Source organism: Actinoplanes subglobosus (assembly GCF_042650585.1).
Lineage (GTDB): Bacteria > Actinomycetota > Actinomycetes > Mycobacteriales > Micromonosporaceae > Actinoplanes > Actinoplanes subglobosus.
This window is the reverse complement of sequence record NZ_JBHSBL010000006.1, coordinates 109,850-133,941: the sequence shown is the minus strand read 5'-3', so window position 1 is coordinate 133,941 and position 24,092 is coordinate 109,850. Positions and strand designations below refer to the sequence as shown.

General features: G+C 66.4%; 13 protein-coding genes and 1 pseudogene. 8 read left to right on the top strand and 6 right to left on the bottom strand.

Features of this window, described 5'->3' with window-relative positions; genetic code table 11:
• Positions 1–217 precede the first annotated feature (217 nt).
• On the top strand, positions 218–2,278 hold the full coding sequence (locus ACFO0C_RS06805; RefSeq protein WP_378065677.1) for an acyltransferase family protein: 2,061 nt from the start codon (positions 218–220) through the stop codon (positions 2,276–2,278).
• Between the two features lie 254 nt (positions 2,279–2,532).
• Positions 2,533–3,447 carry a hypothetical protein gene (locus ACFO0C_RS06800; RefSeq protein WP_378065676.1) on the top strand — a complete coding sequence of 305 codons (915 nt, stop codon included), beginning with the start codon at positions 2,533–2,535 and terminating at the stop codon, positions 3,445–3,447.
• Positions 3,448–3,573: 126 nt separating this feature from the next.
• Here the strand turns inward: ACFO0C_RS06800 and ACFO0C_RS06795 are convergent, their stop codons facing one another.
• Positions 3,574–3,789 (bottom strand): hypothetical protein, encoded by a 216-nt coding sequence (locus ACFO0C_RS06795; RefSeq protein WP_378065675.1) that lies wholly within the window; start codon positions 3,787–3,789, stop codon positions 3,574–3,576.
• Here ACFO0C_RS06795 and ACFO0C_RS06790 point away from each other — a divergent pair.
• From ACFO0C_RS06790 to ACFO0C_RS06765, 6 genes are all read left to right on the top strand, one after another.
• On the top strand, positions 3,775–4,659 hold the full coding sequence (locus tag ACFO0C_RS06790) for an ATP-binding cassette domain-containing protein (protein WP_378065674.1): 885 nt from the start codon (positions 3,775–3,777) through the stop codon (positions 4,657–4,659). The genes ACFO0C_RS06795 and ACFO0C_RS06790 overlap by 15 nt on opposite strands.
• Positions 4,656–5,195 (top strand): hypothetical protein, encoded by a 540-nt coding sequence (locus tag ACFO0C_RS06785; protein WP_378065673.1) that lies wholly within the window; start codon positions 4,656–4,658, stop codon positions 5,193–5,195. The genes ACFO0C_RS06790 and ACFO0C_RS06785 overlap by 4 nt, the downstream gene beginning before the upstream one ends.
• A 3-nt stretch (positions 5,196–5,198) precedes the next feature.
• Positions 5,199–6,335 (top strand): sensor histidine kinase, encoded by a 1,137-nt coding sequence (locus ACFO0C_RS06780; RefSeq protein WP_378065672.1) that lies wholly within the window; start codon positions 5,199–5,201, stop codon positions 6,333–6,335.
• Positions 6,328–6,978 (top strand): response regulator, encoded by a 651-nt coding sequence (locus ACFO0C_RS06775; RefSeq protein WP_378065671.1) that lies wholly within the window; start codon positions 6,328–6,330, stop codon positions 6,976–6,978. Before ACFO0C_RS06780 ends, ACFO0C_RS06775 begins: the two co-directional genes overlap by 8 nt.
• A 156-nt stretch (positions 6,979–7,134) precedes the next feature.
• The gene (locus ACFO0C_RS06770; protein WP_378065670.1) at positions 7,135–7,617 is read left to right on the top strand and encodes a hypothetical protein; all 483 of its coding nucleotides are present in this window, start codon (positions 7,135–7,137) and stop codon (positions 7,615–7,617) included.
• A 77-nt stretch (positions 7,618–7,694) separates the two neighbouring features.
• Complete coding sequence (locus ACFO0C_RS06765; protein WP_378065669.1) at positions 7,695–8,354, top strand: hypothetical protein; 660 nt, start codon at positions 7,695–7,697, stop codon at positions 8,352–8,354.
• 168 nt (positions 8,355–8,522) lie between these two features.
• Here the strand turns inward: ACFO0C_RS06765 and ACFO0C_RS06760 are convergent.
• The 5 genes and pseudogenes from ACFO0C_RS06760 to ACFO0C_RS06740 form a co-directional block, all read right to left on the bottom strand.
• Positions 8,523–9,513: pseudogene (locus ACFO0C_RS06760) on the bottom strand (IS481 family transposase).
• A 371-nt stretch (positions 9,514–9,884) separates the two neighbouring features.
• Complete coding sequence (locus tag ACFO0C_RS06755; RefSeq protein WP_378066073.1) at positions 9,885–10,172, bottom strand: CdiA C-terminal domain-containing protein; 288 nt, start codon at positions 10,170–10,172, stop codon at positions 9,885–9,887.
• 1,168 nt (positions 10,173–11,340) lie between these two features.
• Positions 11,341–18,246, bottom strand: coding sequence for an RHS repeat-associated core domain-containing protein (locus tag ACFO0C_RS06750; protein ID WP_378065668.1), 6,906 nt, complete (start codon positions 18,244–18,246; stop codon positions 11,341–11,343).
• Between the two features lie 29 nt (positions 18,247–18,275).
• Positions 18,276–22,202 carry a LamG-like jellyroll fold domain-containing protein gene (locus ACFO0C_RS06745; RefSeq protein ID WP_378065667.1) on the bottom strand — a complete coding sequence of 1,309 codons (3,927 nt, stop codon included), beginning with the start codon at positions 22,200–22,202 and terminating at the stop codon, positions 18,276–18,278.
• A 256-nt stretch (positions 22,203–22,458) separates the two neighbouring features.
• Entirely contained in the window at positions 22,459–23,838 is a 1,380-nt protein-coding gene (locus ACFO0C_RS06740; protein WP_378065666.1) for an Ig-like domain-containing protein, read from the bottom strand.
• Between the last annotated feature and the right edge of the window lie 254 nt (positions 23,839–24,092).

Genomic DNA, 24,092 nt, shown 5'->3' with positions numbered 1-24,092 from the left:
GCCGGGTTGGAGCGGTCTTCTTCGTCTCACGATTCCCCCGAATCCAGGTTGATGAATCAACGTGATCATCATCCTGGGACAGGTTAGATCGAAGATCCTGCTCAGTCTGCCCCGCTCCGGTACGGCCACACTTCCGCCACCCATGACCTATGCGGCACACTCCTCACCGGTCCATCGATGTCCGGACCGACCAGCACGGGGGAGACAACCACACCGCATGTCCATCGCCGACGCCGAAACCCAGCGCATCCCACTACCGGCCACCGCACCAGGCCCACCATCCACGAAGACCGTTCCCCGCCCCGACATCCAAGGCCTGCGCGCCCTGGCCGTCCTGGCCGTCATCGCCGACCATCTCCTGCGCTGGCCCACCGGAGGCTTCGTCGGCGTCGACGTCTTCTTCGTCATCTCCGGTTACCTGATCACCGCACTCCTGCTCCGCGAACACGACCGCACCGGCACGATCTCGTTCCGCACCTTCTACACCCGCCGGATCAAACGCATCATTCCCGCGTCCCTGCTCGTGCTCGCCGCCACCATCACCGCCGCACACTTCCTGCTCGACGCCGCCCGCTTCAGCCAACTCACCGGCGACACCCGCGCCGCCCTGCTCTTCGTCGCCAACTGGCGCTTCGCCAGCGAAGGCACCGACTACTTCCAGGAAGGCCTCCCGCCCTCCGCAGTCCAGCACTTCTGGTCACTGGCCGTCGAAGAGCAGTACTACGTCGTCTGGCCCTGGCTCATGCTCGCCCTGCTGTGGGCCGGCATCCGCTACCTCGCCTGGGGACCGCGCGCCCGCCGCATCGCCGTCGGCATCACCATCACCCTCATCACCGCCGCCAGCTTCACCTGGGCCCTCGCCGAGACCAGCGACAACCCCACCGTCGCCTACTTCTCCACCTTCTCCCGGGCCTGGGAACTCGGCGTCGGTGCCCTGCTGGCCGTCCTCGGCACCACCATCGCCATCCGCTCCCTGGCCGCCCGCACCCTGCTGGCCTGGACCGGCATCATCGGCATCGTCATCGCCCTGTTCACCGTCCCCGCCACCCCCGGCTTCCCCGCACCCTGGGCCGCCCTACCGGTCCTGGCCACCGCCCTGGTCATCGCCGCCGGCACCGGAGGTGACCAGCCGTACCTCTGGCCGCTCACCAACCCCGTCAGCCGCTACATCGGCGACATCTCCTACTCCCTCTACCTCTGGCACTTCCCCGTCATCGTCCTGCTCGCGGCCCTCATGCCCAGCGACACCGTCACCTACTACCTGACCGCCGCGGCCCTCATCACCGTCCTGTCCGTCATCGGCTACCACGGCGTCGAGGACCCTCTCCGCAAAGCCGTCTGGACACCACGCGGCCTGATCACCATCGGCCTGCGCCCCGCTCTCGTCGCCGCGGCCCTGCTCCTGGCCGTCACCGCCGGCGCCGTCGTCCCGGTCAGCAACGCCACCCCCGCCGAAGCCCGGCCACCGGCAGGCGCCGACCGCTGCCTCGGCGCCGCCGCCCGGGACATCGCCCTCGGCTGCCCGCACGTCCAGGGCGACTTCATCGTTCCCGCCGTCGCCGACCTCACCAAAGATGTCGCCGGCGCCTTCGACTGCTGGATCGCCGAAGGCGAGCCCATGCGCGCCTGCACCTACGGCAAAGGCCGCATCCGCGTCGCACTCCTCGGCGACAGTCACGCCGCCATGCTCCTGCCGGGCCTCAAAACGCAGCTCGCCAAATACGACTGGACCCTCGACAGCTACGTCGGCTGGGGCTGCCAATGGATCCGCACCGGCACCGGCAGCAGCTGCGACGCCACCATGAAGAGCATCCAGAAACGGCTCCAGACCGGCCGCCGATACGACCTGATCATCGTCACCGCGGCCCGCCACAAAACCGCCAAGGACAAGAACTGGGTCTCCCAGATGTACGCCGAAGCCTGGAAACCCGTCGCCGCCCGCGGCACAAGAATCATCGTCGTCGCCGACAACCCCGGAGTCACCGACACCGCCATCCAATGCGTACGCCGCGTCAACTTCTCCGTCCTCGACCACGACTGCGGCACACCCGTCGACCGCGCCTACGCCGAAACCGATGCCCTCATCAAAGCCACCACCATGGTCCGCGGCGCCACCCTCATCGACCTGCGCCAACACTTCTGCGACACCACCACCTGCCCCGCGGTCATCGGCAACGTCATCACCTACCGCGACACCGTCGGCCACATCACCGGCACCTTCAGCCGCACACTCGGCCCCTACCTGGCCGCAGCCGTCAACACCGCCGCCACACCCTGACGACGTGTGCTGACGGCTCTGCCGCACCGGCTACCGCGAGCCGCGCTGAACCAGCTCCGGTGCCGGTGCGTCCCGAGACCGTGTTGCGCCGGCACCCGCCCCCGCGGACGTGGGCGCGACGGTGCTGGCGGCTGCGCGCCCGCGAGTCTCGTTAAAGAAACTTTAAGGAACGCTTGATCGGCGTCGTGAACTGCTGCCACATCGTTGCTCGTACATCTCGGCACAAGCATTACCGGGACGAAGGGGAGCCGTGCATGTATCGAGGCGGAGTCAGCAGCTATCGACGCGGAGTCAGCAGCCGGACGCGCAAGCTGGTGATTGGAGGTGCCGCCGCAGTCCTGCTCGGCTCGGCTCTCGCGGTCGGCACAGGGTTGGGCCAGGCCGCCGAACAGGGCAACGCCGGTAACATCGGCGCTTTGGTGCCGGCGCTGGGCTTCAGCCCGGGCGATCCGAACGCGACGGCCGACCGCGTAGGCCCCACCGGGGTGAACGTCCCCGGTCGCTGCCCACCCACTCAAGCCCAGGTGAACGCGCAGGTAGCGCTCAAGAATCCGACCCTTCCGAGCGGAACGGACCTCGAAAGCCGCATCCAACGTTTCGAAAAGACCTTGTCAGCGATTCAAGACTTGAAATGCCCCGCCTCTTCCACGACTCTGCTGGGCCGCTTGAAGTCCTTGACCGCGCTGCGCGGAAACGCGAACCGCGATGACATCCTGCGCGGTCTCGGTTTGAACGAAACGCCAGCGGACAAGGCCGCCGCCACAGGATCCGGTGACGCAGCCGCGGGTGGAGCGACGGGGAACGCCGGAGCCGGCTCCGGCAGCATTGACGCTTTGGTGCCGGCGCTGGGTTTCAGCCCGGGCGATCCGAACGCGACGGCCGACCGCGTGGGCCCCACCGGGGTAAACGTCCCCGGTCGCTGCCCACCCACTCAAGCCCAGGTGAACGCGCAGGTAGCGCTCAAGAATCCGACCCTTCCGAGCGGAACGGACCTCGAAAGCCGCATCCAACGTTTCGAAAAGACCTTGTCAGCGATTCAAGACTTGAAATGCCCCGCCTCTTCCACGACTCTGCTGGGCCGCTTGAAGTCCTTGACCGCGCTGCGCGCAGACGCGAACCGCGATGACATCCTGCGCGGTCTCGATTTGAACGAAACGCCAGCGGGATAAAGCCGCGGAGAATGCGGCGCCGCCGGAACAAGCGGCCGCGCCAACGGCAACCTGACCCTTGGCGCACGGAACCGCCTCGCCGGAGGCCTCGCACCACGGGGGTCTCCGGCGCGTCCGCGTGCGGGCCTACATGTCCATCGACACGACCGGCTCGGCGGATTCCTCCACGAATACCAGCACGCCGCCTGACCAGCACGGATTTGGATCATCGCGACCGACACGTTCTGACGGTTCTTCGCCGCCGGCCTCGCGTGGTACCGCGGTACCACGCCGGATGAGCACCGTGGTCGGATGGCGGGCCGCCTGGCCGTGCGTAACGTCGGCCTGGTGATCGAAGTTCACGACCTGAGCAGGAGGTACGGCAGCGTCTCGGCAGTGCGGAACGTGTCGTTCCGTCTGGAACCCGGTGTCCTGCACGGGATCGTCGGCCCGGCCGGCGCCGGCAAGTCCACGACGCTGCGCCTGATGGTCGGGCTGGACCGGGCCACGTCCGGCCGGTGCCTGTTCGACGGCCGGTCCTACCGTGATCTGGCGTACCCGCTGCGGGAGGTCGGCGTCCTGCTCGCGCCGCCGCCGGCTCATCCCGGCCGCACCGGCCGCGACCACCTGCGGATCCTCGCCCGGACCCACGGCATCCCGGACCGCCGCACCGACGAGGTCCTGGAGATGACCGGGCTGGCCGGCGTCGCTCGGCTGCGGGCCGGCGCCTATTCCCCCGGCCTGCGGCGGCGGCTCGGCCTGGCCGGCGCGCTGCTGGGTGACCCGCCGGCCCTGCTGCTCGACGATCCGGTGGCCGGACTGGACCCGGACGGTGTCGCCTGGCTTCGCGTCCTGCTCCGCACGCTCGCCCGCGAGGGCCGGGCCGTCCTGGTCACCGGCCGCCTGACCGGGGAACTGGCCCGCGACATCGACCGGCTGGTCATTCTCGGTCGGGGCCGGGTGCTCGCCGACGCTCCGGCGGCCGAGGTGATCTCGCGGAACACGGTCCCGGCGGTGCGGGTCCGCCCGGACCGCCCGGACGACCTGGAGAAGCTGCTGCGCGGGCACGGTGCGGCCGTCGCTCTGCGCCCGGACGGTCGCCTGGAGATCACCGGGCTGACCTCGGCCGAGATCGCCGGGCTGGCCGTCCGTGCCGGGATCCTGCTGATCGAGAACACCCCGGTGCACGCCTCCCTCGATGACGTCTACCTGGCTCTGGCCCGCGGCCGATGATCCGCCTCGTCGCCGCCGAGTGGCTGAAACTCCGTACCCTGAAATCGTTCTGGATCTGCGCGGGAACCGCTCTGGTCCTCACCCCCGCCGCCGCGGCACTGTCCGGACTCCTTGCCGCTGGCGTCTTCCAGACGGTGATCATCGTGCTGGCGGCTGTCGTGCCCGGTTCGGAGTACGCCAGCGGAACCATCCGGACGACCTTTCTGGCCACACCCCGCCGGACCGCCGTGATGGCCGCGAAGGCCCTGGTGGTGACCGTGGTCGCAGCGGTGCTCGGGGCCGTGTGCCTGATGCTGGCATACGTTGTCGTGACACCGGCCGATGTGCACTACGGCACAGTCGTGGGCCGGTCGGCCGTCGATATCGGATACTGCGTGCTCGTGGCGCTGTTCGCGTTCGCCGTCACGCTCGCCGTCAAGCACACGGCGTCCGCTGTCAGCCTCGCCCTCAGCGCCGTCCTGCTGGTCAGATTGGTGCTGATGGTGGTGAGCATGATGCTCGGGGCCGACCCGTCGACGGCTTTCTGGAACCTCTGACCCGTGGAGCCCGACACCGGGATCCGGGTCTTCTGGGCCAACCATCCCCGCCTGGCCACCGTCATCGTCGTCGTGGTCAGTCTCGCGGCCGGCCTCGACTTCGACATGCTGACCGGCGACATGACCCGCGCCGACTGGTGGGCGGTGGCCGTCAACACGGTGATCTCGCTGGCGCTGATCTGGCGGCGGTCGTGGCCGTGGACGGTGCTGGCGGTGACCGTGACCGGCGACGCCCTGTCCGGCGACACCCAGCTGATCGCGTTCGCCGTGGTGATGTATTCGCTGGTGGTGCACCGTTCGTTGCAGGCCGCGACGATCGGCGCGGTCTTCTCGGTGGCCGTGCTCGGGGTGGTCACCTTCCAGCACGAGGGCCACTACGGACTCGGTCCCTTCATCGGCCTCTACGGGCTCGCGGTGATCATTCCGGTGCTGGTCGGCGCGACCGTCGCCACCCGCCGCCGGCACGTGCGGTCACTGGAGGACCGGGCCGCCCGGCTGGCCCGTGAGAAGGAGCAGGAGGGCAAGCTGGCCGCAGCCCGCGAGCGCGTGCGGATCGCCCACGACATGCACGACATCGTCGCCCACAACCTGACCATCATGGTCCGCCTGGCCGACGGCGCGACCGCGGTCGCCGACACCGACCCGGAGCGATCCCGCAAGGCCGTGCAGCGGGTCGCCGCCCTGGGGCGGGAGGCGATGACCGACATGCGCCGGCTGCTCGGTGTGCTGCGCGACGACAGCCCGGACACTCCTGGTGACCTGGAGAGCCTGATCGAGACGTTCCGGATCGCCGGCCTGCCGGTGACCCTGCGCCGCCACGGGCCGGATCCGTCCTCACCGGGTCTGCAGCGGGTGGTGTTCCGGGTCGTGCAGGAGTCGCTGACCAACGCGCTGCGCTACGCCGACAGGCCCACCGACGTCCTGGTCGACCTGGACTACGGCGACGACCCGATCCGGATCGTGGTCGCCGACGACGGCCGGGGCACCACGCCGGCCCCGTCGGTCGGCAGCGAGCAGGGCCTGAACGCGATGCGCGAACGAGTCGCCATGTACGGCGGCACCGTAGAAGCCGGCCGTCAGGTGGTCGGGTGGACCGTACGAGTAAACCTGCCCCATCCCGCGGAAGGCGCCGATGTCTGAGATAACCCTGCTGCTCGTGGACGACCAGGAATTGCTGCGCGAGGGCATGGCCATGGTCCTCGGCGCGACACCCGGCCTGCGTATCGTCGGTGAGGCCGGCGACGGCCGGGCCGGAGCCCTGCTGGCCCGGGACCGTCGCCCCGACGTGGTGCTGATGGACGTCCGGATGCCGATCATGGACGGGATCGAGGCGACGCGGGACATCGTCGCCAACTGTCCCGGCACCCGGGTCCTCATCCTGACCACCTTCGACCTGGACGAGTACGCGTTCACCGGCCTGCGCGCCGGAGCCAGCGGCTTCCTGCTCAAGGACGCGCCCTCGGCCGACCTGATCGACGCGGTCCGCACCGTCGCGGCCGGCGCGGCGGTGGTCTCACCCCGGATCACCCGCGCCCTGCTCGACCACTACCAGGGCGGTCCGGCCCCCGACCCGGCGGGCACGAGCCTGCTCGAGGAGCTGACCGCCCGGGAGCGCGAGGTGCTGGTCGCGATCGGCCGCGGACTGTCCAACCCGGAGATCGCCGGGGAGTTGTTCCTGTCCGAGTCGACGGTGAAGACCCACGTCGGCCGGGTGCTGGCCAAACTCGGGGCCCGCGACCGGGTGCACGCGGTGATCTGGGCGCACACGAACGGGCTCGTCTGAACCGTGTGGTACCGCGGTACCACATGCGATGAGCACCGTGGTCGGATGGCTGTCCGGCGGGGCGTCCGTAGTGTCATTCCCAGGAACGAGGTCCGATGAAAACGCCCTCGGACCTGGAGAAACCCGCCCCGCGTCCCGCCGGAAGAGGAATGTGTCATGACCACCAGAACCCGCGTCAACCCCCTCGTGATCTGGGCGCCGGTCTCGGTCGCCGTGCTCGTCGCCGCGTTCGTGGCCTGGATCGGCTGGCCGGTCGGGCCCGCCCAACTGCCGCAAGGCGCCTCGACCGTCGACGTCTATCTCATCAGTGACGAGCTGAGCAAGCCGGCAGAGCGCGGCCAGACCGACGGCTGGTTCGGCGGTTTCGGCCTGCCGTGCGGCACCGACGCGTGGTACGTCGAGGCGAACAACACGGCGATGTGCGCGTCGCTGGACGGTCCGAAGGGCACCGTCGTCGTGAACACCAGGGACAAGCAGATCGCCCTGCCCGACGCGTCGCAGTCCGCTTTGAAGGTCTGGGCCGCCGAGGCCGATGCCGGCACCGAGCAGCACACCACCCGCGTCCTGCTGGTGCAGGACAGCACCGCGGTCGCGGTCGTGGCCCTGGCCGGTCCGGCCACCGCCGCCCCGGTGGACTAGCTCCACTCCCGAGTCACCTGACGGGCGTCACCGACGTCCGTGGCACAGTCGCGCCCCTTTCAGAGACAGGAAGTTCGATGAACACCAAAATCTCCCGAATCAGTGCCCTCACCGCCCTCGTGCTCGTCTCCGCCACCGCGCAGGCGTGCTCGTCCGGAACGACGACCACCACCGCCACCGCGCCGTCCGCCTCCGCCGGCACCACCGCCGCCCCGGCCGCCACGGCCGCCGCGACCTCGCCGGCCCCGGTCGCCGCCGCCAAGCGCGTGGAGCCGGTCGTCAAGAGCACCCCGCGGAGCAAGCCGGCCGGCAAGAAGCCGAAGCTGCCGGAGGCGCAGTCCCTCGTCACGATCACGGCCGTGGGCTCCGGCGCCTCGATCACCGACCTGGGCAAGGGCTACCTGAGCGCCTCGAAGAACGGCACGGCGCTCCAGTTCCACCTGATCCACGCCGACGACAAGACCAACGACTATCAGTTCAGCCTGGCCGGCCCCAAGAATCTGTGCCTGGAACAGGCCCTCGACCCGTTCGGCAGTCTCCGGCTAAAGCCGTGCAACATCGAGAAGGCCGAACAGCTGTTCGCGATCGCACCGGCCGCCGACGGCTACTACATCGGCAGCAAGCACGCCGAATACCTCTACCAGGGCGTCGGTGACGTCGCGTCGTTCGACGTCACCCCCGACTTCGAGCCCGACCACTGGACCTTCGTGGTGAAGGGCTCCGAGCCGCTCGACTGACCGACCCGCCATGCCCGATGCCCGGCCCACTACGGCCGGGCATCGACTGCTTCCCTGAGATCAAATTCTTCAGTTCCCCTCTCCGCTGTGGTCCTTCTCCGCCGCTCCCGCGAGGACCCCTCCGGGATTCGCGGGGCCACGGCCGGCCCTCACCCACCTTCAAGGTCACTAGGTGTTCTGCCCAGAGAGGTTGGGAACGCGGCTGGCGGGTGGTCCGCCGATGGCGGTGTGGTGGCGGTGGTGATTGTAGGTGTGCAGGAATCTGGGTAGGGCTTTGCGTCGGGCGTTTTCGCTGGTGTAGGGATTGGTGTAGGCCCATTCCTCGGTCAGGGTACGGTGGAAGCGTTCGACTTTGCCGTTGGTTTGTGGCCGGTAGGGGCGGGTCTTCTTCACCCGGACGCCGAGCTCGGTGCAGGTCTGATGCCAGAGTCGGGAGGCGTAGCAGGAGCCGTTGTCGGTCAGGACTCGGGCGACGGTGATGTTGTGGCTGGTGAACCAGGCGTGGGCTCGTCGCCAGAAAGCGGCGGCGCTTTCCTTGGTTTCGTCGGACAGGATTTCGGTGTAGGCCAGTCGGGAGTGGTCGTCGAGGGCGGTGTGCAGGTAGACGTAGCCGAGGCGGGCTGCGCCGAATTTGTCCTTGGCGTGTCCGGGGGTGGCGGCACGGTGGCGTTTGCCTTTGACTCGGCCTTGAGTGCGCCAGCCGCCGCCGTCGGGGATGTTGCCGAGTTTCTTGATGTCGATGTGGATCAGGTCGCCGGGCTGGTCGTGTTCGTAGCGGCGGATCGGTTCGGCGGTGGCCCAGTCCAGGTGGGACAGGCGGGCGGCGCCGGCCCGGCGCAGGATCGCGTGGCAGGTCTACGCGGCCATGCCGAGTCGCCAGCCGATCCGGACCGGTCCGAGACGTTTGCTGCGGCGTAGGTGCAGCACCTGCCGCTCGATGGGGCGAGGCGTGCGGTTCGGACTGGTGCGGGGCCGGCTGGATCGGTCGGCCATGCCCGCGGGACCGTCGGTGCGGTACCGGGTCGGCCCAGCGTTTCGCCGTGGTGGGGCTGACCTGGAACCGGCCCGCGGCACGGCGTAGCGGCCACTCGTCATCGACGACGCACCATGCCAGCCGCAATCGGCCGCGTTCGGTCAGCGAGGCGTTAGCGTGGGGCATAGAGGACCTCCCGGGTGAAACGGAACTCTCGACAAGCTCCACCTCACCCGGAGGTCCTCACCTATTTCAGGACTTCCGCCGCGTTACCAACGTCCGTGGTCAGAACAACTAGGCATCCGGCACTTACAATTCCGTCAGACTTTCGGGCTTATAGCACTGCGGTGACTCATCCATGCCGCCCCAGAAGATCCAAAGGCGACCACAGGTGGGACATTTGAATACCGACTTGGACCCCATGTAGACCTCCTCAGCGTCCACCAGGCCTTCAAATCTATCAAATTCAACGTCCGAAAGAATCTTCCATTCTAGCTCATTAGGTATAGGCCCACTTGTTTGGATTATCGTGCCGCATATGCATCGAAATTTCGCCATCATGGCATCACCTGAATCTGACCCACTCGCGCACCCGTTCCCGCAATCCTAGCCTGGATATTGGCGAGCTGATCTGCGTTAACACTCGTCCGCGAATGATCAATGATCACGCCGCCGCCTTGGACCTGGCTACCCTTCGATGCAACGGCGCTCACAATTCTGCTCACATTTCCTGTGGTGGGCGCGTAAACGTCCCACTGCACACCGTCCACGAGAAGGTCACTGGTTGCAGTCCCCCTAGAACCAACCGGATCCCAAAGAACAACATTACTGCCCCGGGCAGCCATGTGCTGCGCAGCCGCCACTTCGGAGGCTGACGGATTGGCAGCCGATACCCGAAGGGATCCCAAGTTCGGCCCAGCGATGACGCATGGGGTGTTGTGGACCAGCACCGGAGTATTGCCGGCGAGCACATAGTACGTGTGGCATGTTCACGGCCAGCACGGAGAGTTACCCCCGGCCGCACGCCGTTGACCTGGACTTTCATCGACCGCAACGGCGTCGACCCTCGGCTGGGGACCTGGTTGACGGCAACGCGGACAGACACCAGCGCACGCCCACGCACGCCGAACGGACCCGTCGGGTCCCCGTTGGACGCCCCCGACGACCCTCTTCTCGAAAGCCGGCCAGGCCGCGAACGACGACCTATGGGCGGCGCGAGCATACGAGGGGGCCGCCCCTCCGGCCTCAAGGGCGCTACACGTCGCCCTGCGACCGCTCTACGGGCGTCCCTTGACGTCGGAGACCACCACTACGGCCCCTCAGCCGCCGGACATCACCGGGCAGGCCCCTTACGGTGCCCACCCGCCACCGCGCAACCCTACCGCTAAACACATCGACCCAGAACCGAACACACGCAGAGGACAGGCGACGACAGCCACGAGGCGGACACCGGGGCCATGGAACAGGGCAGGGCCCCGGAGAGGGAGCAGGCTTGGTTCAAATTTGCTCTACACAATCAAGAGAAGCGGCCCGGCCGAAGCCGGGCCGCGCACACGCGCTAAAGGCCTACGGCCCCGCGCGCACACCCGAAGTCGACCAGAGCGTATACACGCGCCCAGCCCCTAAAATCGATGTCAATCTGATCTTAATGATCAGATTGACATAAGCCGTGACCGCACCCGAGACACACTCCGACGCCCAAAGACGTCAGAGTGCGCTAGCGGCGACAGTCACACAGCAGGTTCCAAGCAAGGACCTAAAGCCGCCTGACTATCCTAAAATTGAGATTTCATCTCCGCTAGAGTTCCAAATCCGCGACATCCTACCGCTCGGCTCACTGATTGTAAGCTCAGTGGGTGAATGCCTAATCGCACCCAACACGGAGCCATCGACATCCGGCCACTCGACGATCATATGGTCACCTGACGCGATTGTATATTCGGCACCAGAGGGCTCGAAGGTGACGATAACTGAACTATCATTACTTGCCAAGATCATAAACTTCAACCCGCCTCAGCCTCCCCAGTTTTCGAGGTAGAAGCTCATCAGCTCCGCTCTCGGATGGGCACTCGGATTATTTGGCGATACTGTCCGCACTTCATTGTAATAATCGAAGGCCGCCTGAACATCCTCTCGCGAGAAACGGCTCTTGACTGCATCCAATTGCTTGGGTGTCATCAGATTAAAATTGTCATTCTTGTTAGCCCACAGAACCCCGTCACCCATTTGGGCGACAGTCAGATTGTGTCTTCCTGCGACGCCTTTGAGCCGCTCAAGGTGAGCTGCCACTTGCGATGACACTCGACCAGAAGAGCCGACGCCGTCCGTCGGACAGTTGTGCACGAGGACCGGGGTAGTGCCGGCGAGCACATAGTACGTGTGGATGTCAACGACCGTCAGGTTGTACGCAGCGGCGTATCGCTTGGCGCTTCGATCAAAGCCCGCGATGCGAGCCGTGCCCGTGGGGGTTCGGACGAGATCGCCTGGGTCTATCCGGCTGGCTTCCTGCCACTGCTTGTCGGTCTCGTTCCAGAAAGGATGGTCCTCAGTCGTGATCAGGCGACTTCCGTCGACATACATCACGTATAGATCATCATTGTGCTCCCAGACTGCTTCGACTTCGCGCGGGCCTTTTTTGCCAGTCTCAGGATCAGTCGACTCAACATGATCTCCGACTTCAATGTCGTGCATCTCTTTGGCGGAGCCATCCGCCATGAGCACACGAGTATCGTCACTGAAGCTGTTGAAACAATCAGATACGTCTGAAGCGTCTGGAGCTTTTGATGCCTTCTTTCCCCGGCGAGCCGCTTTGGCCAGCCATGCAATTCCCTTGCCAGCTCCAGGAACGATGCTGACGGCTAGACCGGCGCAACTCCAGCCATCCCCGTTCCAGCAGTCGCGCGCATCTCCATACGGCGTGACATTGGCGGTGAACTCTTCCAGATCATCACTCGTGAGCTTTTCGAAGCCACGGCAGCCGTTCGGGCCGAACTGGTAGCAGTATTGCTGGTATTCCTCTGCCACGAGCTGGTCCATGTCGAGGCCCTTGGGGGCTTCTGAGCGGCTAATTGATCCATTGTGATCTTTGTCCGCATTTTGCGTTTCCGGCTGTCCGCCCAATCCGATCTTGAATACTTCGGGCCCGGCCGGATTGCATTCTTGGCTGTTCTTGAAGTCGCCGTCGCAAGCTTTGGTGTTGCTGTAGTTGGGGTCGTGCCAGGGGCGGGGTTCAAGCCCGTCGGGGTCGACCTTGTTGACGGGGTCGTTGTTGGCGTAGGAGTAGCCGTTCCAGTGCTGGGGGTCCGCTAGGTTCATGAGGGGGTCGACGGAGATGAAGCGGCCCAGCAGTGGGTCGTAGCGGCGGGCACCGATGTTGACGAGGCCGTTGGGGTCTTGGTCACCGCCGACGAAGGTCTTCTTGTTGACCCAGATCGGGTTCGTGCCGCGTTCGCTGCCGTAGGGGGTTTGGCGGCGGAGGCTGACGGCTTGGGTGCCGGCGTTGAGGGCGATCTGTTGGGTGCCTTGGTGGTCGTTGAAGAGCCAGGTGAGGTTGGTGATGGCCGAGGATGTGGTACGGGAGGCAAAGGTGGTGCCGGCGAAGTCGTAGTAACGAGTGCCGGTGTTGACGGTGCCTTCGCGCCGGATCTCCTGGCCAGGCAGGTAGAGGGTGGTACCGGTGGTGTCGCGGCGGATGAGGCGTTCGCCGTTGGCGTCGTAGACGCTGGCTTCGATGGTGCTCGCGCCGGCGGTAACGGTGGCGAGTTCGCCTTCGGCGTTCCAGTTCAAGGTTTGGCTGTTGGTCTTGGTGTCGCAGTTGTTGGTGGTGGCGCCGACGGCGGGGCGACAGATCGTGTTGCCGCTGTTGTCGTAGCGGTACTGGGCGGTGGCGTCCGCCTGGCCGGTGATCTTGGTGGTCATGCTGGTGACCGCGTGCGGGCGCACCGCGGAGGCACCGCCGGTGGGGATGGTGTAGTCGCGAACGGTGTTGCCGCCGGCGGTGTAGCTGGTTTCGGTCTTGCGGGAGCCAGTGGTGGTGAAGGTCCAGTCCTGCCAGTAGGGGGCTGGTCCTCCAAGGTTGGCCAGGGTGGGGTCGGTGCCGCACTTGACGCCCTCTTTGGGGGTCCATGCGGTGGTCAGGCGGCCGAGGAGGTCGGTGCGGAAGCATTGTTTGTCGTATGTGCCGACGGCGGGTCGTTCCTCGGTGGAGAGGATGTTGCCGGATTCGTCGTAGTAGTACCAGCGGTCGGAGACTGTTCCGGCGACCGTCTCCCGCAGGACGCTGGTGCGGGTGAGACGTCGGCTGCCTTCCTCACGGTAGACGAGGTCTTGGACGAATTTGCCGCCCGGCATCTTGTAGACGGATCCGGAGCGTTCGCCGTAGGCGGTGTAGGTGGTGGTGGCCATGGTGCCGGCCCAGCCGGTCAGGTTGGTGTCGAGACGGGCGGGCATGCCGGTACTGGCGTTGTAGGCGGTGGTCAGTTCCTCGGTGACCAGGCCGCCGGCGGCCGGATAGGACATCGTCGTTGGCGCACCGGTGAATTCGGAGTACCCGAATGCGTAGATGTAGGTGCCGGCCAGGCCGGTCTCGGCTTCGGGGATGACGTAGTTGACGCCGGTGGGTTGGTAGCGGGCGTTGATGCCGCGGGCCTGCCATTTGTAGGCGTTGGCCGAGCCTGCGGGTTCGTAGCGGATGCTCTCGGTGACCTGGCCTTTGAAGTTGCTGCTCTGGCTGCCGTAGAGGGTGTCGTAGGTCCATGCGGCGCGGAGCGGGCCGTCTTTGGAGTCGTCGCGGACTTCCTTCTTGCGGCCGATGCTGTCGTAGTTGTACCAGAGCTTCTCGTTGCGGGCGTCGGTGGTGCTTTCCAGCTCGTCCTTGTCGTTGTAGGCGAAGTCGACGGCACCCTTGTCGGGGTCGGTGGTGGCGTCCACCCGGCCCTTGGCGTCGTATGTGCTGGTCCACTGGTTGCCGTCGGCGTCGGTGACCTTGGTCTGCTGGCCCTTACGGTCGTATGTGTAGGTGGTTTCCGTGTAGGCGCCCGCGACGCCCGCAGCCGTGGTGTGCTGCCGAAGCGCGACGGTGTGGCCGTAGATGTCGGTCACGGTGGTGGTCGGTGTGCCACCTGCGGGTGGGGTGATCTTGGTGAGGTCGCCTTCGTGGGCGGTTACGGTCTTCCACTTCGGCACCAGGTTGGTGACGTTGTCGCCGCTGAGGAAGGTCGAGGTGGTGGGCCGGGAGGCGCGGTCGAACACCGTTTTGGTGACCGCCGGCACGGACCATTCCGGTTCGAACCACAGGGCGCCGGAGGGTGCGCCGGGTTCCGCGTGGGTGCCGTAGGCGGTGGCGGCGCGGCCGAATTCGTCGTAGAGGATGTCGGTGACGACTCGGTCGCCGCTGCCACCCAGCGAAAGTGTTTGGGTCTGACGGGGGCGCAGCAGCGCGTCGGAGATCTGGTAGGTGGTGACGTAGTTGCCGGCCGCGTTCAGGGTTTGTGACTTGATGTAGGGGTAGGCGTCCCGGTTCGCGGCGATCGCGTATTCGTATTGGGCCGAGGGTTTGGTGGCGCTGGCGGCGCGGGTCCATCCGAGGTTCCAGGCCCGTACGACCCGGCCGAGGACGTCGTAGTCGACGTCGGCGGTGATCTGGCCGTTGACGTCGGTGGATTTGGTGATCGATCCCCAATATGGGTTCATCTCGACGCTGGAGACCCAGCTGAGCGAGTTGGTCGTGGTCAATCTGGTGACCGGTCCACCCACCGTCGGCGTGTAGTCGGTGCGGGTGGTGTTGCCGCGGATGTCTTTGCTGGTCTTGGACCGGCCGGCCTCGTCGTAGGTGGCTTCGGAGGTCGTCTGCCAGACGGTGCCAGTGCTTGGCGTCCAGTCCTTGAGCTGCTCGGCCTTGGTCGGGGATCCGAATCTGGGCGGCGTGGTCAGGCTGTCGGCACCGTCGTAGTAGTTACGGCTGTCGCCGATGACGTCGTCGACGTTGGTGGCGGTCTTTGCGCAGGACAGCGCGGTCGTCAGGGAGCGGCTGACCACGGCGGTCAGGTTCTTGGCGGTGTTGCGGTTGTAGGTGTAGGTGACGCACGTTTCGTCGTCGGTCTTGGTGATGTCGCCGTCGCCTTGGGTCCAGTTGACCGTGCCGTAGGTGTCGTCGAAGTCGCTGCGGCTACCGGACGTACGCCAGCCTCGGCTGCCGTCCGTTCCCAGGGCTGTCGCCGTGTAGGTGACCTGGGTGTTGACATAGCGGGCCTCAATGTCATCGCGGGTGGCGGTCGGCGGCGATCGCCAGGGCACGTTGACGGTCCGTGAGACCGGTTTGGTGTCGACACCGTTGTAGGTCGTCTGTTCACGGATCAGGCCAGCGAACTGATCATGGTCGTGGACCGTTTCGGGGCCCAGTGACGCGGACACGATGACCGGAGGGCGGGTGCCGCCGCTGGGTGCGGCGCGGTCTCCGTGCATGCCACGCAGGAATTTGGTGACGGTGAGGGTGCGGGTGTCGGGTTCGTCGCCGATGGTGGTGCGGACGGTCTGGTAGCCGCGCCATTGGTCCCAGGTGCGGCGGTTGGGCTGGGTCAGGCCGTCGTCGTCGGCGTAGTGCCAGGCTGGATCGCCGTCGTAGGTGTAGCGGGTGTGGCGGGAGGGTGCCGAGTGGCTGCCGGAGGTCTGCATGTCGTCTTCGGCGATGTGGGTGACGACGTACTTGTGCCACCATTCCTCGACCATGACGTCGCCGGTCGGGTCGGCGTTGCTGGGCACCTTGACCGGGTAGCAGCGGCGCGTGTTGGTGTGCGCCTCCAACGTGGCGATGATCGTTTCGGTGCAGTCGACGTCCGAGTAGTCGATTTTGACCTTGGCTCCGGTCTCGGTGACGATGCTGGCGAGGCGGGGCCAGTTGTAGGTCGTGGTGTTCTCGGTCAGCACGCGGTTGGGTAGCGAGACTCCGGCGAAGGTCACCGGGGGCAGGTTGATCTGACCTTTGACGAGGCCGGCGTGGTCGATGCGTTGCAGCCAGAGGCCGTGGTTCGCGGTGTCGGCGGTGGCTACGTCGGTGTGGGTCAGTGTCCAGGAGTCGACGGCCTGCCAGTCCGGGGTTGCCCGGGTGGTGTCCCAGACGCGTGTCGTGATCGTCTTGAGGCGTTTGGCGGTCCAGAACGTCGGTGAGTACTGCGCGGGACAGGTGGTCGCCGAGGCCTTGCACTCCTGGTCCCAGGGCGTGTCTTTCCAGTTCTCCGCTACCGGGGCGGTGTCGGTGCCGCAGTTGGTGGTGAAGCAGCGGATGTCCGGGGTGAACACGACCTGGGCGTACGGTTCGACGTTGCGTTCGGTCTTGCCGTGCTCGGCTTGGGTGCGGTCGTAGGTGCCGTAGTCGATGCGGCCGAGGTAGGCGGCACGGTCGTAGGTGACCACCTCGTTGTCGGTGGCGTTCTGCGCGTACTTGTTGGTCTCCTTGCGGTACCAGTACGACATCGTGTTGCCGCGTACGTCGACGACGTAGTCGAGGTTCCAGCGGTAGGCCTGCACGCAGTCCGACGCCATGAAGGTGCTTTGGCGGCAGGGCTCGCCGGTGTGGTTGCCGAACACCGGGACTGTCTGTGTCGAGTTGGTGGCGGTCGTCTCGCCGGGCAGGTCGTCCAGGCCGAAGAAGTACTGGGTACCGTCGGTCGTGACGATCCTCCAGTGTTCGCCGACACCGTCGATGTCGGCGGTGCCGGTGTCTCCGTTGGCGGCGCCGACCCGCTTCTCGATTTTGGAGCCGTCCTCGACCCGGCTGCGCCATTCCTTCTTGGCCTTGTCGTACACCAGCTCGGTGCTGCTGCCGCCGAGGCTGACGACGGCGTTGTCGGAGCGCCAGCACAGGTCACCGCTGGATTTGGTGCTGTTCGGGTTCGTCGCCGGGTCCGAGTCCTGGTAGCAGGGCACGTAGCGGCGCTCGATGTAGCCGGGGGTGTAGTCGAAACCCTCCCCGACCCAGGACGGCTGGTTGTTGGTCGCCTCGGAGCGTCCATCGACGGCCGCGGAGGAATAGGAGAACGCAACGTCGGGGTTCGGGCCGGTTGCCGGTGGCACCCGCATCGGGTAGTTCCAGGAGAACGCGCCGGAGTTGCCACCGGCCGACCACGTCGATGACGGCGCCAGGCTGGTGGCCGTGAAGTCGCCGGTATCACCGGACGGCGCGGCCATCAGCGCCACCATCGCCCCACTGGCTGCTACCGATGCGGTCGCGGTAGTGGCCGTTGCGGTCACCGGCACGGTGGCCGAGACGGTGCCGGCCTTGTGATCGACGTCCGAAGGCAGGGGCTTCGACTGGCACGCGGCTGCTGCCGGGGTGGTGAGTGCACATCGGGGGACCTGCCACAGCTTGAGCCGTGAGGCCCAGTCAGCGCCGTAGGCCTGACCGAAACTGCGGTAGTCCACTGAGAGTCGGGTGTTGCCCGTGGCGGCGCCTTGCGGTGCGGTCACCTTCAGCATCAGGGCCTCGCGCCACGCGACGGGCAGACCCGACCGATCGACGACCTGTACATCCAGCCGCGACAGCCGTGATCCGGACCGTGTGGTGCCGGGGGCGTCTGCGACCCAGACCGGCAGGTCCCCCGCCTTGGCGCGGCGGGCGGCAGTCACAGATCGAGTCCCGGCGGCTGAAGCCAGGTCGACGCGTGCTGTCGTCGGTTTCGGCCATACCGGTGCGGGCGCGGCGGTGCTGCGGACCTGGGATTGGGCCCAGGCTTTGCCCCTGACCGGGCCACCGTGGTTGTCGAGCTTTTCGGCTGCCGGTGCCGCTGGTTGCGGTGACGGGGCGGCGAGCGCGGCCGCGGACACCGGTACGGTCAATCCGGATAGCACCAGGGCGTTGACCAGCGATCCGACGAAGAGTCGGTGTCCGCGGCGCCGCCATGTGCCGCGCAAGGTCGTGAGCATCGCCTGTTCTCCTGGGTTCGACATCCCTGTCACCGCCGCCAGTAGACGTGGAAGGTGGAGTCCTGCAGTTCCAGTCGGCCGTCATCGGAAAGGACCAGCCGATCCGCGCCGGAGCCGCCGGTGTTGGTGTGCCAGAGCGCGGTCTTGTCGACGCGGTACAACACGAGGTTGTCGTCGCCCTGCATGACCAGGAAGGCGCCCTCGTTACCGGCGGTGTTGGTGGCCCAGACCGGCGCGCCGTCCCGGTAGAGCACCAGGTTGCCGTCGGACTGCATCCGCAGCTGGAACACTCCGTTGAGGGACCGCAATGCGTCCCCGGCCCGCATCGACTCGTTCACTCCGAGTTCGTTGGCGCTGGTTGCGTCGCCGCGCTGGCGGTCATACATCACCGCCACTGCGGCGTTGCTCATCGCGCCTTGGAAGACATTCAGGTCGTCGAGACCGCCGTGCCATTTGTCGGTCAAAACGCCGTGGTAGAGAGTCCGGCCGACCAGCAGTGGCCCGGTTGCGTTGAACGGGGCGGCAGGCACGGCGAGCGTGGCCTCCTGCTGTCCGTTGACGTAGATCCGGGCTTGCTGGGCGGCGGCGTCGTAGACGGCCGCGAGGTGGGTCCACGGGCCGACCACGGCATCTGAGGTCGACTTGAGGTTGTACATCGTGGTCGCTGCCGCGTTCGGCACGTCCTGCGACCCGAGCCCGAAGACCCATTTACCGGAGGCTGCGTGATATCGCAGCCCGAAGGCGCTCTCGTTCACTCCTCGTTGAGAGACGATGTGATGGCTGCCGGTCTGCCCGGGATCGAGCTTCACCCACACCGCGACGGTGAACGACTGATCGGTACGCAGTACCTGCTTGTCCTGCCAGATATTGAACTGCCTGCCACTGCTGTCCGGGGCGGTGTAGCCGGTCTTCGCTGCCGAACGACCGTACTCGGACGTCACCTGCGGCGTTGTCCCGTCCCCCGCCGGGAAATACTGCTCATCGAGCCACAGTGCGCTGCCACTGAGTGACTGGTTGGACCCGTTGCGGACGTCCGCGCCGCGGGTCAGTGCGAGCCGGCGATCCCAACCTGTGTTGTCGGGGGCCTCGCAGGTGTCACGCAGGTCGGCGGTCTCGCAGGCAACGGCACTCTCGAAGTTCCATCCACTGGCTTGGACAGGCGTCAGGATTCCCGGTTCGTCGAAGCCCCCGGAGTCTGGGGCTGAGGCGAGTTTTCCGGTGAAGTCCTCAGGCACCAGGACCCGGTCGAAGGCCTGCACGTCGGCGATCGACCCGTTCCAGAATCCGCTGGCGGTGCCGCCGGTGAAGCCACGACCGACAGCGAACCTGCCGGCAGCCGACCACGGAGTCGCAGTGCGATTCGTCTCTGCAACCTTCTTGCCGTTGACGTATAGACGCAGCTTCTTCTCGACGGCGTCGTAGGTTCCGGCAAGATGGGTCCACCGGCCGATATCCGCGACGGTAAGTGCGGAAGACGACAGGGCCGCGACAGTGGCACTTGACTGTGCGCTGGTGTCCTTCATACCGAACGACCAGTACGGCGCCGGTGTCGTGCCAGCTTGGCGAACTCCGAGCTCGAAGCCGGCCGCGTCCGTGCCGTCCTGGGACGCGAACGTGATGTGCGTGGTCGGCAGCAGTTCCTTGAGATGGACCCAGCCGGCGACGCTGAACGACGTGGCGGTATTCACCACTGGGCCGACCGCGGTGGCGGCCGATGATGTTCCGTTGAACGTGGCCGTCCAACCGTCCTGCAGACGGAGATTTCTTTCCCAGACCAGACTCGTCGCGGTCAGCGACGAGTCCGTGGGGGCCGGAACCCGGTCGGTCAGCGCCTCTTGCCGGGTGACGCCGGGGTATTCCTCCAGGCCCCAACGGGCGACGGGCACGGCCGGGCTCCCGCCGACCGAGAAGACCGCATAGCTGACGCCCTCGTTGATAGCGGTGTCGATGGCCTTCAGCTTCAGTCTGTTCGTTCCAAACGTCTGGGCAGTGACGTCGACGTCGGCGTACTTCATGCCGTTCGAATCGGTGGAAGCTGAAACTACTGTGGTTGCTTCGTCCCAGCCGTACTGGAACTTGGTGACGTCGGCGTCGTCTGACGAGATCCGGATCCGGGCCTTCTGGCCCGGCCCGGAGGGCCAGGTCAGAACGGTTCCCTCAACTGACGGAACGTCCGTGTCGACCTTGAACTGGCACCAGGCGGACCATTCACTGTCCTGCAGGTAAGGGGCCTTGTCGGTGGCCTTGGCGCGGAAGGCGTACGTCTTCTCCTTCTCCGCCTGCACCGAGGTGGTCGTTGCCCGCGTGACCGGAGTGATGTTGGTTTTCTTCGCCGGGGCGGCCAGCCGACCGGGCGAGGTGTTCGTGACTGCCGCCATCCCCGCGGCAGGAACCTCGATCCACTCGAAGGCGCCTGTCAGGGAGTCGTTGTCGCCCTCGGAGTCGGTGAACCAGGCAGACAGCGTCGGCGCCACCGTTCCGACCGTCACCACGCCAGGACCGCAGTTGACCGTTGCGGCCTGCAGGAAGGTGGGAGCGAACGGGCGGCTGTCATAGTCCACCCGCAACACGGCGTTGTTGGGGAAGAACTTCTTCCAGCGGTTCTGCGTCGACTCGCCGGAACCGTCCTTCGCCCGGGCGGTGAAGCCGACAGTGATGTGATTCCATCCATTGGCGGCCGCTTCGCGCATGAAGCCGGTAACGGCGTCGCCCTTGAAGATCATGTCGATGTCGCCCTGGATGTTTCCACAGCCACCGGCCTCGTTGGCCCGGCCCGAGGCGCTGGCCAAGTAACGCAACAGGTCCATCGACGCCCACGAAGCCTTCGGCGTGGCATTGATCGCCGAGGTCCAGTGCATCGACGTTTCCGTCTTGTCGCAGGACCACGAGTGATCCAGCTTCATGTCCACCCGCGCGTCGTGAACGTACTTTCCCTTCAACGACAGCCAGGAGTTGGCGGTGTTGAACTGGAAGAACGACCGGTAGAGCGCACCGCCGTCCGGATTCCGGCCGACGCGGGCCACGCTGGTGTCGCTGTTGTTGGATCCGTCGTCGGTCGAGTACGCCCACTTGGCCTTTGCTACCGACCATGCCGGGTCGACATAGAGCGGGAACGCCGCCGACGCCAGCAACGTCGCATCCGGTCGCAACACGAGGTCGTCACCAGCCACCGCGACTCCCACCGCGGCCACCCGAGCACCATCACCGGCATTCTCGTGCGTCGACGACGAGACGGCCGCCTGCACAGCCCGAGAGGCCCGCGTCGTGGCGGTCGCCGCAGACACCGACGCCCGCGAGTCCCACATGACTGCCGGCTCGGTCGAGGCCAGGACGGCGCCATTACCGACGACCTCCAGCACCCCACCGGAAGAACGAACCTCGGCGTCACCACCCAGGTCCAGCCGGATCTCCCGGATCGCCGACTGCGCCGCCGCCGCGGCGGACTTGATCACCAGGACGTGGGTGAAGCCGGTCTCGGTCGCCCGGACCACCAGATCAACCCCGGTCAGCACCTCGGCGTAGGTGGCGTAGTAATCGGCGGTGGCATCGTTCGACGTGATACTCGGGATGGGCAGAACGCCCGGCCACGACATGGTCATCGCCCGGCCGGCACGAGTGAAGGTGATCAGCGGAGCCGTGCCGCCGCCGGAGAACACCACGTCGGCCAGCGACACCGCTGGCCGCAGTTGCCCGTCTGCGCCACGGCTCAGGGCCAGGTTGATGTCCGACCAACCGGCACCACGCCGGACTCGCTGCGGCTGCACCGACGACTCGAAGGTCATACGGCCGTCGGGCTGGACGACAACCTGGGAGTACTCGGTTCGGGAGAGATCCACCGCTACCGGCTGGCCACACTCAGCGGCCAACGCGACCGCAGCCGCTTCGGTCTCCGCGACGTCACCGCATGCCGCCACGACAGGGCCTGCCAGGGTCGGCACCGCGAGACCTGCGATCACTAAACACAGCGTCAAACAGGCAGGCAGCATCCTTCGCCACACAGCGTCCCCCGATCATCACGTAGCGGCATCGGAACACTATGGGGCTGATAGACAGATGGCCAGACTTCGATCTGATCAGATTCAGACAAACGTTCCACCATAGAACGTGATCTTGCACACAGCCCACCCACAGGAACACCGTGATCTGAGTTGGGCAACAGGAGACGACAGCCCGGCCCGCGTGCTGCGGGCCGGGTTGTCTCGATCGCCTACGTCAGTTGCGGTACCAGGTGCGGGCTGACGTCGTGGTCACGTTGCCGGCTTTGTCGTACGCCCGCAGTTGGATCTTGATCTTCTTGCCGTATCTCCTGGTGTTGATCGAGAACTGGTAGGCCGCCTTGAGATCGGTGGCGACGACCTTGCCGTTGATCAGCAGCTGGACCCGGGTGACGCCGTTGCGGTCACTGGCCGAGGCCGTGACCTTGACGGTTCCCTTGACCTTGGCCTTGTTCTTCGGCGCTTTCACGAACGCGACCTTGGCCTTCGTGTTGTCCACCGTGACCGAGCGGCGCAGCACGGTGGTGTTGCCGAGCCGGTCCCAGACCGTCCACGTCAACGTCCGCACACCGTCCTTACCCGCCGCGATCGTCGACGAGTACGGCGCCGACGTATCCGCCACCGCACCGGACAGCTGCGCCTTCAGAACTCCGGCCGGATCCGCGGCGGTCACACCGGAGGAGATCCTGGCGCCGCGGATCAGGGCCCCGTTGGCCGGACCCACCCAGGTCACCACCGGCCCGGTGTTGTCCACCGTCACGGTCCGCTCGACAGTGGTGATGTTGCCGAGCATGTCCCACACACGCCACGTCAGCACACGAGGCCCGTCGGCACCCGCCGGCACGGACGCGGCATACGGCGCGGTGACATCCTCGTAGGCGCCGACGAGATGAGCCCTGTTGATACCCGACTCGTCGCTGGCCACCAGGCTGCTGTGCACCAGACTGCCCCGCACCCGGGTTCCGTTCGCCGGCACCACGGACGTCACGGTCGGCGCGGTCGCATCGACCCGGAGCGAGAAGGTACGCTCGCCCCAGTTACCGGCCCCGTCCATGACTTGAATCCGCAGAAGATACGGTTCGGCCCGCGGCGGGTAGGACCAGTCACCCTCCTGCATCTCCGGGATGACCACCCCGTCGATCGACCAGATGTCCACGGTCGCCCAGGTGTTCTCCTGAATGCCGTACGACAGGGTGCCGGACGGGCCAACACGGTCGGTCACCTGGCTGCCACCACCGCCGGGGAACTGGAAGAACAGCGAATCCACCACCGGCGGCACGTCATCGAAGCCGTAGCCGGTCCTCACCCGTGCGCCGACCACACCGGTCGTGCTGACCGGCTCGAGATCGGGCGACACGCTGCCGGCGGACGCCGTCCACACATACCGCCACGTCGCACGCGGCGCACCGGTGAGCTCCGTCAGCCTCTCGCCGGTCTTACCGTCATAGACCACGACATGGTCGACATCGGCGGCGACACGCACCTCGATGGTGACGTCGACTCCAGTCCGCACATATGAACCGGGATAGGGCCAGACGTAGGGAATCGTCGGCGCGGCCGCAGCGGTGACCTCGCCCGCCGACGCCGGAGCCGGCACCGTAGTAGTGAGAAGAAGAGAAGAAAGCACCGCAATCGCGGCCTTTCGCAAGGCACTCAAGGCAATCCCCCGCTGATCAAGTCCTGCGCGGAAGCCTACGCACCAAAGCCATCACAGTCGATCTCCCGGCCAGTCGCGCGGGCGGCGGAGGAGAGCGTTCACACGCGAGCGACCTGTCGGCCACAGGACGATTCGACCTTGGGTGCGATACGAGCGATGCCACCCTTGGGTGAGCTCCATTGCGACCTGGTAGA

Coding starts and splice junctions, on each gene's coding strand:
- ACFO0C_RS06805 (WP_378065677.1), top strand. CDS start 218: ATGTCCATCGCCGACGCCGAAACCCAGCGCATCCCACTACCGGCCACC.
- ACFO0C_RS06800 (WP_378065676.1), top strand. CDS start 2,533: ATGTATCGAGGCGGAGTCAGCAGCTATCGACGCGGAGTCAGCAGCCGG.
- ACFO0C_RS06785 (WP_378065673.1), top strand. CDS start 4,656: ATGATCCGCCTCGTCGCCGCCGAGTGGCTGAAACTCCGTACCCTGAAA.
- ACFO0C_RS06775 (WP_378065671.1), top strand. CDS start 6,328: ATGTCTGAGATAACCCTGCTGCTCGTGGACGACCAGGAATTGCTGCGC.
- ACFO0C_RS06770 (WP_378065670.1), top strand. CDS start 7,135: ATGACCACCAGAACCCGCGTCAACCCCCTCGTGATCTGGGCGCCGGTC.
- ACFO0C_RS06765 (WP_378065669.1), top strand. CDS start 7,695: ATGAACACCAAAATCTCCCGAATCAGTGCCCTCACCGCCCTCGTGCTC.
- ACFO0C_RS06755 (WP_378066073.1), bottom strand. CDS start 10,172: ATGGCTGCCCGGGGCAGTAATGTTGTTCTTTGGGATCCGGTTGGTTCT.
- ACFO0C_RS06750 (WP_378065668.1), bottom strand. CDS start 18,246: ATGCTCACGACCTTGCGCGGCACATGGCGGCGCCGCGGACACCGACTC.